At 66.5% G+C, this 12,866-nt stretch carries 14 protein-coding genes; all 14 read right to left on the reverse strand.

Going from position 1 to position 12,866, the window contains the following annotated elements; translation table 11 throughout:
- Positions 1-61: 61 nt before the first annotated feature.
- The 14 genes from ACMVO5_RS08920 to plsY all read right to left on the reverse strand — a co-directional run bounded on the left by ACMVO5_RS08920 (position 62) and on the right by plsY (position 12,819).
- Positions 62-1,231 (reverse strand): FAD-binding domain-containing protein, encoded by a 1,170-nt coding sequence (locus ACMVO5_RS08920; RefSeq protein WP_416907167.1) that lies wholly within the window; start codon positions 1,229-1,231, stop codon positions 62-64.
- A 60-nt stretch (positions 1,232-1,291) separates the two neighbouring features.
- On the reverse strand, positions 1,292-1,651 hold the full coding sequence (locus ACMVO5_RS08925; RefSeq protein ID WP_416907168.1) for a HesB/IscA family protein: 360 nt from the start codon (positions 1,649-1,651) through the stop codon (positions 1,292-1,294).
- Positions 1,651-2,109 carry an SUF system Fe-S cluster assembly protein gene (locus ACMVO5_RS08930; RefSeq protein ID WP_416907169.1) on the reverse strand — a complete coding sequence of 153 codons (459 nt, stop codon included), beginning with the start codon at positions 2,107-2,109 and terminating at the stop codon, positions 1,651-1,653. Before ACMVO5_RS08930 ends, ACMVO5_RS08925 begins: the two co-directional genes overlap by 1 nt.
- On the reverse strand, positions 2,106-3,326 hold the full coding sequence (locus tag ACMVO5_RS08935; protein ID WP_416907170.1) for an aminotransferase class V-fold PLP-dependent enzyme: 1,221 nt from the start codon (positions 3,324-3,326) through the stop codon (positions 2,106-2,108). The genes ACMVO5_RS08930 and ACMVO5_RS08935 overlap by 4 nt, the downstream gene beginning before the upstream one ends.
- The gene (locus ACMVO5_RS08940; RefSeq protein ID WP_416907171.1) at positions 3,326-4,144 is read right to left on the reverse strand and encodes a SufD family Fe-S cluster assembly protein; all 819 of its coding nucleotides are present in this window, start codon (positions 4,142-4,144) and stop codon (positions 3,326-3,328) included. Before ACMVO5_RS08940 ends, ACMVO5_RS08935 begins: the two co-directional genes overlap by 1 nt.
- Positions 4,141-4,932, reverse strand: coding sequence for a Fe-S cluster assembly ATPase SufC (gene sufC / locus ACMVO5_RS08945; protein ID WP_416907172.1), 792 nt, complete (start codon positions 4,930-4,932; stop codon positions 4,141-4,143). The genes ACMVO5_RS08940 and sufC overlap by 4 nt, the downstream gene beginning before the upstream one ends.
- Entirely contained in the window at positions 4,922-5,347 is a 426-nt protein-coding gene (locus tag ACMVO5_RS08950) for a hypothetical protein (protein ID WP_416907173.1), read from the reverse strand. The genes sufC and ACMVO5_RS08950 overlap by 11 nt, the downstream gene beginning before the upstream one ends.
- A complete protein-coding gene (locus tag ACMVO5_RS08955; RefSeq protein ID WP_416907174.1) occupies positions 5,347-6,453 on the reverse strand; it encodes a SufD family Fe-S cluster assembly protein in 1,107 nt (368 codons plus the stop codon). The genes ACMVO5_RS08950 and ACMVO5_RS08955 overlap by 1 nt, the downstream gene beginning before the upstream one ends.
- 62 nt (positions 6,454-6,515) lie before the next feature.
- Complete coding sequence (locus ACMVO5_RS08960; protein ID WP_416907175.1) at positions 6,516-6,854, reverse strand: hypothetical protein; 339 nt, start codon at positions 6,852-6,854, stop codon at positions 6,516-6,518.
- A 17-nt stretch (positions 6,855-6,871) separates the two neighbouring features.
- Positions 6,872-7,327 carry an SUF system Fe-S cluster assembly regulator gene (locus ACMVO5_RS08965; RefSeq protein ID WP_416907176.1) on the reverse strand — a complete coding sequence of 152 codons (456 nt, stop codon included), beginning with the start codon at positions 7,325-7,327 and terminating at the stop codon, positions 6,872-6,874.
- 67 nt (positions 7,328-7,394) lie between these two features.
- Positions 7,395-8,237 (reverse strand): helix-turn-helix domain-containing protein, encoded by an 843-nt coding sequence (locus tag ACMVO5_RS08970; protein WP_416907177.1) that lies wholly within the window; start codon positions 8,235-8,237, stop codon positions 7,395-7,397.
- Positions 8,238-8,477: 240 nt separating this feature from the next.
- Positions 8,478-11,054, reverse strand: a complete 2,577-nt coding sequence (gene topA, locus ACMVO5_RS08975) for a type I DNA topoisomerase (protein WP_416907178.1) — start codon at positions 11,052-11,054, stop codon at positions 8,478-8,480.
- Between the two features lie 80 nt (positions 11,055-11,134).
- The gene (dprA, locus tag ACMVO5_RS08980) at positions 11,135-12,235 is read right to left on the reverse strand and encodes a DNA-processing protein DprA (RefSeq protein WP_416907179.1); all 1,101 of its coding nucleotides are present in this window, start codon (positions 12,233-12,235) and stop codon (positions 11,135-11,137) included.
- The gene (plsY, locus tag ACMVO5_RS08985; protein ID WP_416907180.1) at positions 12,232-12,819 is read right to left on the reverse strand and encodes a glycerol-3-phosphate 1-O-acyltransferase PlsY; all 588 of its coding nucleotides are present in this window, start codon (positions 12,817-12,819) and stop codon (positions 12,232-12,234) included. The genes dprA and plsY overlap by 4 nt, the downstream gene beginning before the upstream one ends.
- Positions 12,820-12,866 lie beyond the last annotated feature (47 nt).

Consider the following 12,866-nt stretch of genomic DNA (forward strand, 5'->3'; position numbering starts at 1 on the left):
CATGGTCATTGGGCAAGTCTAGTCGCGCCCGGATATCGGACAAGGCGGGATCGTCGATTGTTCAGCCAGCGAGAAGCTTCGGGATCACGCCCTTGAAGTTGAAGAAGCCCTTCGAGGCTTCCGGCCAGGCGACGGCATCCCAGCGCCGGCGCAGCTGGACAATGGGGATGCCAGCGGCCCTGAGCGCGGCGATGCGCGCGGCCTCTGGGCCAATGGCGGCTTCGCCTGTGATCACCTGTTCAAGTCCGTGGCGCGCCACCCAGGCCCGCATTGCTTCAACAGGATGGTCTTCATTGAGGTGCTCGGGCGCGGCGCGGGCATGGCTGGCGGCGCGGGCCAGGCCATCGGCCAGTGCTGCCTCGGCATGGGCGCGCTTCAGCGGCGCGGGGTCACCGCCGATGCGGCTGGTGGCGGCAACGGCGACAATGGGCGGCAGGATCTGCGTTTCGGGCGAGAGATCGGCCGTGGTCAGGAACAGGCCCGTGCGCTTTTCGCTGTCGATGACATCCGCCCGGGGGATGCCGCGCGGCGGGCCGGGATCATCGATGGGAAGCGGCTGTGCCACCCTCGCCAGCGAGGCTTCGAGGCGGAAGCGCGGGTGCATCTGGCGGATGGCCTCGGCATTGGCAAGATAGGTCTTGCCGGCCGTCTGCAGACCCGCGACCCAGCGCCACGACAGGGTGTTGGAGGCGGGGCAGGCATCGAGAAGGTGCCGGTAGAAAAAGTGCGCGCCGAGCTGCCAGGGCAGCTTGAGGGTGAAGATCCAGATGCTGGCGAAATTCATCCGGGCGTGGTTGTGGAGCCAGCCGGTCTCGACGAGTTCGCGCGCCCAGGCATCAAAGGCGTCGATGCCCGTCTCGCCTGCAATCGCGGCGGCGTAGCGGCGCTGGGGCGCGCGGTCGAGATCGGTGCGCGCCAGCAATGCGGCCAGCTCTTCGCGGCATCGGGTCCAGACATGGGGGCGCTGCATCAGCCAGCCGACCCAATAGCTGCGCCAGCAGACTTCCTGCAGGAATTTCTCACCCGCCGCCGCACCCTGGGTGGCCATCACCCGTTCGGCGACGTCGGCTTCGCTGATCAGCTTGCGGCGGATTGCCGGCGACAGCAGCGAGGTGGTGCGCTCGGTTCCGGGGCCGCCGTCATGGTTGCGGCGGCTGGCATAGGCGCGCCCGGCGCGTGGCAGAAAGTCTTCAAGCGCGGCGAGCGCATCGGCGCGGGTGGCGGCAAACATACTCCCGCCTTAGAGCGCCGATGCCGCGCCTGCCACGGTGACCAAATGTCACCGCGCGGCTCAGACGGTGAAGCTCTCGCCGCAGCCGCAGGCGCCCTTGGCATTGGGGTTTTCAAAGACAAAGGCGGCCGAGAAGTCATCCTCGCGCCAGTCCATCACCGAGCCGATGAGATACATGAGCGAGCCGCCGTCGATGAACAGCGTGCCGCCGGGGGTCTCGACCGGTTCGTCGCCGGGCCTGGGGGCGTTCACATATTGGAGATCATAAGCCAGCCCCGAGCAGCCGCGCTTGGGCGTCGTCAGGCGGACACCGGCGGCAGGCTCGGGCGCCTTGGCGATGATTTCGGCAATGCGCCGGGCGGCCGCCTCGGTGACGGTGACGGGCGCAGCGCGGGGACGGCGGAGCGTGGGGGTTTCCATCAGAGCATTCCCATTTCGAGCTTGGCCTCGTCGCTCATCCGGCCCGGATCCCAGGGCGGATCCCAGACGAGGTGAATATCGGCGCTGGCGACCCCGGGCACCGACGTTACCCGCATTTCGACCTCGCCGGGCATGGTCTCGGCGACAGGACAATGCGGCGTGGTCAGCGTCATGGTGACATTGGCATGGCCGCCGTCCACCTCGACATTGTAGATCAGCCCGAGGTCATAGATGTTGACCGGGATTTCCGGGTCGTAGATCTGCCGCAGCGCACTGACGATCTCGTCGACCAGACTGTCCCCGCTGCTTTCGCTGGCGGTTTCCTCGCGCGGCGCTTCGTTCAAAAAGCCTTCAAGATAGTCCGGCTCGCGCTCGATCATGGCGCGCAGCGGCGGGGCCTTGGGCACAGGCCGGGCCTCGCTGACCTCTTCGACTTCGATCCTGCTGTTCTCGTTCATGCAGCACCTCCAAAAATGCGGGTCACCCGCTCGATGCCGGCGGCGAGCCGCTCGACATCGCGCATGTTGTTGTAAATGCCAAAGCTCGCCCGGGCGGTTGCCGGCACATCGAGCAGTTGCATCAACGGCTGGCAGCAATGATGGCCGGCGCGAATGGCGACACCGGCTTCATCAAGGATGGTGCCGATATCGTGCGGATGCACGCCGTCGATGACGAAGCTGAGGATGCCGGCCGCGTCTTCCGGCCCAAGCAGGCGAACCGAGTTGATGCGGCCGAGCGCCGTGCGGGCGGCGTCAACCAGCATGGCTTCATGCGCGGCGATCCGGTCCATGCCGATGCTCATGACATAATCAACAGCCGCCGCCAGACCGATGGCGCCAGCGATATGCGGGGTGCCGGCTTCGAAGCGCTGCGGCGGCGGCGCAAAGGTGCTGCCCTCGAAGCGGACCGTCTCGATCATCGCGCCGCCGCCCTGCCAGGGCGGCATGGACTCGAGGATTTCGGCGCGCGCCCAGAGCACGCCGATGCCGGTGGGGCCATAGAGCTTGTGGCCGGAGAAGACGAAGAAATCAGCGCCCAGCGCCTGCACATCGACCGCCATGTGCGGCGCGGACTGGCAGCCATCGACCATCAGCAGCGCGCCGGCACCGTGCGCGGCCGCCGCGATGCGCGGCACATCGGCCATCGAGCCGAGCACATTGGAGACCTGGGCGATGCTGACCAGCCGGGTGCGCGGGCCGATCATCGCGATGAGCCGCGCCTCGTCGATCCGGCCGTCTTCGGTCAGCGGCGCCACATCGAGGATGATGCCCTTGCGCTGAGCAAGAAGCTGCCAGGGCACGATGTTGGAATGATGTTCGAGCGCCGAGATGAGAATGCGGTCGCCCGCCTCGAGCCGATCGCCCCAGCTTTGGGCGACAAGATTGAGCCCCTCGGTGGCGCCGCGCACGAACACGATTTCCTGCGCGCTCGCAGCACCCAGGAAGCGTGCGACGGTCTCCCGCGCGGCCTCGAAGGCGAAGGTCATGTCCGCCGAGCGGGCATAGACGCCGCGATGCACGGTCGCATAATCGGGACCATAAGCCCGGGCGATCGCATCGATGACGGCCTGCGGCTTCTGCGCGGTGGCAGCGGTGTCTAGATAGGCCCAGTCCCCGCCAAGGCCGGGAAAATCGGCGCGGACATCGGTGTCGGGAAGGAGTGGCGCCGTCGCCATCAGGCAGCCTCAACCAGCGCTGCCAGACGGGCCAGCAGGGCCTCGCGCGCTGGCCCTTCGGCAAGCGCCACAATGGCATCATCGACAAAGGCCTGGGCGAGCAGGGCCTGCGCATCGCGCGGCGCAATACCCCGGCTTTCGAGATAGAAGAGGGCGGCCTTGTCCAGCTCGCCGATGCTGGCGCCGTGGGCGCACTTCACATCATCGGCGAAGATCTCCAGCTCGGGCTTGGCATTGGCGGTGGCACCGCGCGCCAGCAGCAGCGCCTTGAAGCTCTGCTCGGCATCGGTCTTCTGCGCCTCGCGGGCAACGGCGACCTGGCCCAGATAGCTGCCCACGGCGCGCCCGCCGAGCACGGCGCGGACGGTCTGCTCGCTGACCGCGTCCGGGCCGAGATGGCGGACATGGGTGACGATTTCGAGCGTCTGTTCGCCGCCGCCGACAATGGCGCCGCCAAGCGACAACCGCGCGCCTTTATGCAGCGAGATGTCGAGCGCGAGACGGCCATAGCGGCCGCCATGGTTGAGCAATGTGAGGTCGGCCTCGGCGCCTTCGTCGAGCGTGATCCTGTAGAGCTGGGTGGCAACGCCTGTCGCGTCCATCGCCTGCTCGATCAGGCCGGTCAGGCGGCCGCCGGGGGCGACACTGACCGTCACCTCCTCGTCGCGCCAGCCGCCGCCATCGATCCGCTCATCAAGGTTGAGCGCGGCACCGGACAACTCACGGGCCATCAGCGCCCGGTCCGGCCACAGGCCTTCGAGGGTCTTGAGGTCAGCGTAGCGCCACGCCTCCTGCCTGCGGGTAGGAAGCGCGGTCACGCGGCCGCATCCGTGATGTTGGCGAGGCCGGCTTCGGCGGCGATGCGGGCATAGCCTTCGGCTTCCAGCTCCAGCGCCAGTTCGGGCCCGCCCGAGCGGACGATACGACCGGCCATCAGCACATGCACACGGTCGGGCTGCACATGATCGAGCAGCCGCTGGTAATGGGTGATGAGCAGCGTGGCGCGGTCCGGCGAACGCATCTTGTTGATGCCATCGGCGACCACGCGCAGCGCGTCGATGTCGAGGCCGGAGTCGGTCTCGTCAAGCAGCGCCAGCTTGGGCTTGAGCATCGCCATCTGGATCATTTCGTTGCGCTTCTTCTCGCCGCCCGAAAAGCCTTGGTTGACGCTGCGCTTCATCATCTCGAAATCGAGACCCATGTCGGCCGCTGCCGCCTTCATCGCTTTCATGAAATCCGCGCCCGAGATTTCGGGCTCGCCGCGCAGCGTGCGTTGGGCGTTGAGCGCCGTGCGCAGGAACAGGAGATTGGACACGCCCGGGATCTCGACCGGATATTGCATGCCGAGGAACACTCCGGCGGCGGCGCGCTCATGCGGCGCCATGGCGAGCAGATCGACACCGTCCAGCGTGACGGAACCACCTTTGACCTCATAGCCCTCGCGCCCGGCCAGCACATAGGAGAGCGTCGATTTGCCGGCGCCGTTCGGCCCCATGATGGCATGAACCTCGCCAGCCCCGACCTCGAGGGTGAGGCCGTTGAGGATGGTCTTGCCGTCGATCTCGGCCGTCAGATTTTCGATTCTCGAGCACGTTTCAGCTTTCACTTTCTGCTTGTGGTTCGCCATTGGCGTTCTGACGCTTGACGATGGTGACAACCGCGGCGTTGCGGGCTTCATCCTCGAGCACCTTGACCGAGGCTTCCGCCACAGCCTGCACCTGTTCGGGCGTGCGGCTGGGATAGCCGATGGCGTTGAAGGCGGCGACCTTCTCGACGAGCGCCGCGCGCTCCGCGCTGCACATCTTGACGGCCTGGATGGCCAGCGAGCCTGCGGCCTCCTCGGCGACGTCCATGGATGTGGCATGGCCGTCAATGCAATCGGCAAACGCTTCGGTCGCTGCGTCCATCTCAGCGCGCGCCGCACCACCCTCGGTCGCTTCGCGGTCGGGCGGGCGCTGCTCGCCGCAAGCGACGAGCAAGGCCATGCTGGCGAAAACGGTGGCCAAGGCGATCCTGTTCATCAGCCGACACTCCCCTCCAGAGAGATTCCCAGAAGTTTCTGCGCTTCAACCGCGAACTCCATCGGCAGTTGCTTCAGCACCTCGCGGCAGAAGCCGTTGACGATGAGGCTGACCGCCGCCTCCGGGTCAAGACCGCGCGACTGGGCGTAGAACATCTGGTCTTCGGAAATCTTGCTGGTGGTGGCCTCATGCTCGATCGTGGCGGTGGGGTTGCGCACTTCGATATACGGCACGGTATGCGCCCCGCAGCGCTGGCCGAGCAGCAGCAAATCGCACTGGGTGTTATTGCGGGCATTCTCGGCTGTCGCGCTGATGCGGACGAGGCCACGGTAGGTGTTGTCCGAGCCGCCGGCGGAAATGCCCTTGCTGACGATCGTCGAGCGGGTGTTTCGCCCCAGATGGATCATCTTGGTGCCGGTGTCGGCCTGCTGGCGGTTGTTGGTGACGGCAACCGAGTAGAATTCGCCGACGCTGTCATCGCCCGAAAGCACGCAGCTCGGGTATTTCCAAGTGATCGCCGAGCCGGTCTCGACCTGGGTCCAGCTCACCTTGCTGCGCTTGCCGATGCAGTTCGCGCGCTTGGTGACGAAGTTGTAGATGCCGCCGCTGCCCCTCGGCATCGCCGGGATACCAGTTCTGCACGGTCGAATATTTGATCTCGGCATCATCGAGCGCGATCGAGCTCGACCACGGCGGCATGAAGCTGGTTTTCGTCGCGCATCGGTGCGGTGCAACCTTCGAGATAGCTGACATAGGCTGCCCTTGTCGGCGACGATCAGCGTTCGCTCGAACTGGCCGGTGTTGGCGGCATTGATGCGGAAATAGGTGCTGAGTTCCATCGGGCAGCGCACGCCTTCCGGTATGTAGACGAACGTGCCATCCGAAAAGACGGCGCTGTTGAGGCAGGCGAAATAATTGTCATTCACTGGCACCACGGTGCCGAGCCACTTCTTCACCAGCTCCGGATATTCCTTCACGGCTTCCGAGATGGACCGGAAGATGACGCCGGCCTTTTCAAGCTCGGCGCGGAAGGTGGTGGCGACACTGACCGAATCGAACACGGCATCGACCGCGACCCTGCGCGCGCCCTCGACGCCGGCGAGCACCTTCCTGCTCCTCGATCGGGATGCCGAGCTTTTCATAGGTGCGCAGGATTTCGGGATCGACTTCATCGAGCGACTAGAGCTTGGGACGCTCTTTTGGAGCGGCGTAATAATAAGCGTCCTGATAGTCGATCGGCGCGATGTTGAGCTTGGCCCAGTCGGGGCTTTCCATGCGTCAGCCAGCGGCGATAGGCCTTCAGCCGCCATTCGAGCAGCCATTCCGGCTCGCCCTTCTTGGCCGAGATGAAGCGGACGATATCCTCATTCAGGCCCTTGGGCGCGAAATCCTGCTCGATGTCGGAGGAAAACCCCCATTTGTAGGTGGACAGGTCAGCCACTGCCGCACGGGCGGCGGCATCCGTCACAGGCGCGTCGGCCGTCAGGGTGGTGTCAGGACTATCCATTATCGTCATCTTTCCACTCATAATGTTGCGTCGGCGCTCTGCACCGCCAGCCGCTGTCGCGGGCGCGGGGCCGGCTTGATCAGATCAGCGAGCGTGACCGCTTCGAAAGCAGCCCTTACAGCGGCGTTGATGGGCCCCCAATGGCCGCGAACGCCGCAGAGACCTTCGATCGCGCAATCATGGGCATCGCCCGAAACACAGGCGGTCAGCGAGATCGGCCCATCGACCGCCTCGACAATGGCGGCGACATTGACCAGCGCCGCCGGCCGCGACAGCGAAAAGCCGCCCGCCACGCCGCGCGAGGCTGTCAGCAGGTCTGCACGGGCCAGCGTGCCGAGCAGCTTGGCAACGGTTGGGGCGGGAATCCCCGTGGTATCGGCCAGCTGGGCAGACGAGAAGCGCTGCTCGGGCGCGCGTGCAACCGAGGTCATCAGCACCACGGCATAATCAGCAAGATTGGTCAGCCGGATCACACGCTCTCCAAATCGGAGCAAAACAGTCCGGCTTACATGGCGTCTGGGTGGGGCTGAGTCAACCGGTCTAGCTGTAGAGCGCGAGCTTGGGCAGGCCCGGCATCAGCCGCTTGCGGGCGATGGTCAGGCGGGTGACAGGCGCGGCCTCGGCGAGGAAGCGCTTCGGCGTCATGCCTGTGAACTGCTTGAACTCGCGAATGAAATGCGCCTGGTCGTAAAAGCCTTCGCCGGCCTGCATCCAATCCTGTTGCTCGCCGTTGCCAAGGCGGACGGCGGCGCCCAGCGCACGGTATTTGCGCGCCAGCAGCTTGGGCGTGGCACCGTAAAGACGCTTGGAAAGGCGCTCGACCGAGCGTTGCGACATGCCCGAAGCGGCCACCAGCGCATCGACATCGGGGGCCGCGCTGGCGGTGAGCCAGTCATCGGCAAGCGCCGTGAACCAACGCGGCGCAGCCCGCGCACGCGCCTGCCAGCCGAGCAGAAAGGCATTTGCGGCCGCCACGCGCCCCGCATTGTCGTGCGCGCTGGCCACGGCATCGAACAGGTCGTCGGCCTCACGACCCAGCACATCGGCCAGCGGGATGCCCTGATCGGCCAGCGCATCGGCGGGCACGCCGACAAGCTCGGCCCAGCCGAGCGGCAGCAGGCCGATGCCGAACACGCAAAGGCGGCCCTTGGCCAGGAAGCGCACCGGGCCGGTGGTGGGGCCCTGGAGCAGCGCCGAAACGCCGCTGGTGACGCTGCCATCCGGATAGAAGTTGGCGGCCGCGCCTTCGACAAGCAGCCGGATTTGCGGCAGCTCGGCGCGCATCATGTCGGAGAAGACCGGCAGGTCGAACTCGAACCAATAGTAGGAGGAGACAGCATCACGCAGCGCGGGCGCGGGCGAGAAATAGCGGATGCTGGCCATAAATCCCCCTTCACCGAGGAGTTTAACACATGGTTCTTTACGGAACAGCATCAGCCACGGCTGCAACAGCCGAAAAAAAACGGCCCGAAGCGGGGTCTCGCTCCGGGCCGGCAAGTTCAGGAGATGCGCCGCAGCGGCTCGGTTGCCAGCCTCGGGGCTCCCCTCGGGTCGCGGACTCTGGATAACCCGCCCCGATTGCGAGATATTGTAAATTTCCGACAGAAACGCCGCACCGGGGGGTCAGCCGGCTTTCTTCTTGGCCGCCTTCTTCGCCGGGGCCTTCTTCGCGGCGGTCTTTCGCGCTGGCTTCTTCTTGCCGCGCGCCGGCATGGCCGCCCGCGCGTCGATCAGCGCGGCGGCTTCTTCCAGGCTGATGGTCAGGCCGTCGCGGTCCTTGGGCACATTGGCGTTGGTGGTGCCATCCGAAAAATAGGGTCCATAGCGGCCATTGAGCAGCCGGATCGGCACGCCGGTGGCGGGATGCGCGCCAAGTTCCTTGAGCGGCGGCTGGGCTGCGCCGCGCCCCGGTTTCGCTGCCGCCGCCTCGGCCAGCTTGACGACGGCCGCGTTCATGCCGGTCTCGAACACTTCGGCAGACGAACCGAGCTTCGCATATTTGCCCATATGCTTGAGATAGGGGCCGTAGCGGCCAATGCTGGCGATGATCGGCTCGCCGGTTTCGGGATGGTCGCCGATGGTGCGCGGCAGGGCGAGCAGCTTGAGCGCGGTGTCGAGATCATCCGGGCCTTCCACGGTCATGTCCTTGGGGATGCTGGCACGCGGCGGCTTTTCAGCCTCGCCGATCTGGACATAGGCGCCGAAGCGGCCGTCGCGCAGGGTCACGGGCTCGCCGCTGGCGGGATCGATGCCGAGCAGCATCGGCCCATTGCTTTCCTTCGCCGCGCTTTCGGTGCCGAACTGCCGGGTGTAGCGGCACTCGGGATAGTTGGAGCAGCCGACAAAGGCCCCGAACTTGCCGGTCTTGAGACCAAGACGACCGGCGTTGCATGCGGGGCACAGGCGCGGGTCTTCGCCATCGGCGCGCTCGGGAAACAGCATCGGCTCGAGCCATTCATCGAGCGCCTTGGTGACATCGGAGGGGCGGATTTCGAGTACGTCCCTGGTGCGCGCCTCGAAATCGGCCCAGAAGGCGCGCAGCAGCGCCAGCCAGTCGCGCGCGCCGGCCGAAACCTCGTCGAGCTCGCCTTCGAGCGAGGCGGTATAATCATATTCGACATAGGTATCGAAGAAGCGCTCCAGAAAGGCGGTCAGCAGCCGACCCTTCTCCTCGGCATGAAAGCGCTTGGCCTCCAGCCTCACATAATTGCGGTCCTTGAGCACCTGCAGGATAGAGGCATAGGTCGAGGGACGACCGATGCCCAGCTCTTCCATGCGCTTGACGAGGCTGGCTTCGCTGTAGCGCGGCGGCGGCTGGGTGAAGCTCTGCTTCGCGTCGGCCGACTGGGTGGCGCAGGCCTCCCGCTCGCGCAGGCGCGGCAGGCGGCGTTCGTCGTTGCTGTCCTCGTCATCGCTATCATCGGCGGGCGTGTCCTCGCGGGTTTCACTATAGACGGCGAGAAAGCCGGGGCTGACGATCACCTGCCCCGACGCGCGCAGGCCGAGCATCCGGTCTTCGTCCTCTAGCGTGACGCTGGTGCGCTCGAGCCGGGCGCTGGCCATCTGGCTGGCGATGGTGCGCTTCCAGATCAGCGCATAGAGCTTGTCCGCCTCGCTTGAAGGCGCGCGCGCCGGCCGCGCGGCAAGGTCAGTGGGGCGAATCGCTTCATGCGCTTCCTGGGCGTTCTTGGCCTTGGTGGCATAGTGGCGGGGTTTTTCGGGCAGCGTGTCGAGGCCGCGGCCGAAATCCTGGGCGATGACCTCGCGCACGGCGGCAATGGCTTCGGGCGCCATCTGGACCCCGTCGGTGCGCATATAGGTGATGCGGCCCGCCTCGTAGAGCTGCTGGGCGAGGCGCATGGTCTGGTCAGCGGACAGGCCCAGCTTTTTCGAAGCTTCCTGCTGAAGCGTCGAGGTGGTGAACGGGGCATAGGGATTGCGCGTGGCCGGCCTTGTCTCGACTGCCGTGACGGTGAAGCGAGCGGCCGCGACGCGGGCACGGGCGGCCTCGGCATCGGCTTCATTGGCAAGATCGAACTGTTCGAGCTTGTCGCCGTCGAGGACGGCGAGACGGGCGGTGAAGGGCTCGCCCATGGCGGAGGCAAGGCGCGCGCTGACCTTCCAATATTCGCGCGGCACATGGGCTTCGATCTCCGCCTCGCGTTCGCAGACGAGGCGCAGCGCGACCGACTGCACGCGGCCCGCGCTCCTGGCGCCGGGCAGCTTGCGCCACAGCACTGGCGAGAGCGTGAAGCCGACAAGATAATCAAGCGCACGCCGCGCCCGATAGGCATCGATCAGCGCTGTATCGAGCGCACGCGGCGCCTGCATCGCCTTGGTCACAGCATCCTTGGTGATGGCGTTGAAGGTGACGCGCTGGGCGCCGCCCTTGGGCATCAGCTTCTTCTTCACCAGCCATTCGGTAAGGTGCCAGGAGATCGCCTCGCCTTCGCGGTCGGGGTCGGTGGCAAGGATGACGCTGTCGGCGCGCTTGGCGGCGTCGCCAATCTCCTTCAGCTGGCGGCTGCGGTCGGCGGAGACCTCCCAGTCCATGGCGAAATCATTGTCGGGATCGACCGAGCCGTCGCGCACCGCGAGATCACGGACATGGCCGAAGCTGGCCAGCACTTCATAGTCCCGGCCGAGATACTTATTGATCGTCTTCGCCTTGGCAGGCGATTCGACAATGACGAGTTGCATGGTTGCGCGGTCGCTTTCTTCGCTGGCTTACGCGCGAAGGTGGCGAGAGCAAGGCCCTGCCGTCAAGCGGCTTTGCATTTTCAGGCGCGCGCGACGCGGCCGCCGGCGTGGCGCTCCAGCGCGCCTTCAAGTTCAAGATCGAGCAGCACATGGGCGACCATGGCGGCCGGATAGCCCGATTGTCGCACCAGCTCGTCGATGGCGACAGGGGCGGGCGAGAGCAGCCCGGTGAGCGCTGTGCGAACCTCCTCGGGGGCAGCGGCTGCCACGTCATAGTCACCCGTGATTTCGGCGAGTTGGAAGCGCCCGCCAAGCGTCCCGCCACGGCCATCGGCATCGAACGCCGACAGCGCCTCGAGGACATCATCGGCACTTTGAACCAGCGTGGCCCCTTCGCGGATGAGCTGGTTGCAGCCCTGGGCCCGGGGATCGAGCGGGCTGCCCGGCACGGCCATCACCTCACGGCCATAGTCGGCCGCAAGCCGGGCCGTGATCAGCGAGCCCGAGCGCGGGGCCGCCTCGATGACCAGCGTGCCTGCCGCCAGCCCGGCAATGATGCGATTGCGCCGGGGGAAATGCCGCGCCTGTGGCTGCACACCGGGCGGCTGCTCGGCGAGCACCAGCCCTTCTTCGGCGATGCGCGCCATCAGCCCCTGATTCTCGGGCGGATAGACAACATCGATGCCGCCGGCGATGACGGCGATGGTGCCGCCAGCGATGGCACCGATATGGGCAGCCGTATCGATGCCGCGCGCCAGACCCGAAACGATGACCAGATCGCGGGCGGCAAGCTCCTCGCTCCAGCGCCGGGCGAGGCGGACACCGGCGGCGCTGGCGTTGCGCGCGCCCACCACGCCGAGACAGGCGCGGTCGGCAAGGCTGGCGTCTCCCAGGGCCGTGAGCAGCGGCGGCGCCGTTTCGGTCGCGGCGAGCAGCGCGGGATAGCCGGGGCTGCCGACAAACAGCAGCTGGGCACCGAGCCGCTGATAGCTGGCCAGCTCGTCTTCGGCCACCGCGAGGCTGGGCACATCGAGCTTGCGGCGGCCACGGGCGGCAAGCTCGGGCAGCGCCGCCAGCGCCGCGCTGGCATTGCCGAAGCGGGCCATCAGCTGTCGATAGGTGACCGGGCCGATGGTGGGCGTGCGAATGAGGCGCAGCCGGTCGGCGGCGTCGGCAATCATCCCTTCTGGCCGATCCGGCTCTCGGTGCCAGCGCGCAGCCGGCTGATGTTGTCGCGGTGCTTCCAGATCAGGAGCAGCGCCATCACGGCCAGTGTCGCGGCCGAATGGCTCTTGCCCAGCGCCAGCGCGGCCAGCGGTGCCGCAAGTGCGGCCGCCATGCCGCCGACCGAGGAATAGCGGGTGAGAAGCGCGCCCAGCAGCCAGGTGACGAGCGCCGCCAGCCCGGCAAGCGGAACCGCCGCCAGCGCGACACCAAGCAGCGTGGCGACGCCCTTGCCGCCGCGGAAGCCGAGCCAGACCGGCCAGAGATGGCCGGCAAAGGCCGCCAGCCCGGCAAGCATGCCCGCACCGGCGCCGGCGAAGCTAGATGCCAGAAGAACAGCCGCCGCCCCCTTGCCGGCGTCAAGCAGCAGCGTGGCTGCGGCAAGCCCCTTGTTGCCCGTACGCAGCACATTGGTGGTGCCGATGTTGCCCGAGCCGATGGTGCGGATATCCACGCCGACCATTCGCGTGAGCAGCAGGCCAAAGGGGACGGATCCGAGCAGATAGCCCGGCAGCGCCCAGATCAGTTGATCAAATCCCATAAGCGCCACGCTAGCCGCAATTGAAAGGGGGCGCCAAGCAGTTATGC

The organism is Polymorphobacter sp. (genome assembly GCF_048007885.1).
Taxonomy (GTDB): domain Bacteria; phylum Pseudomonadota; class Alphaproteobacteria; order Sphingomonadales; family Sphingomonadaceae; genus Sandarakinorhabdus.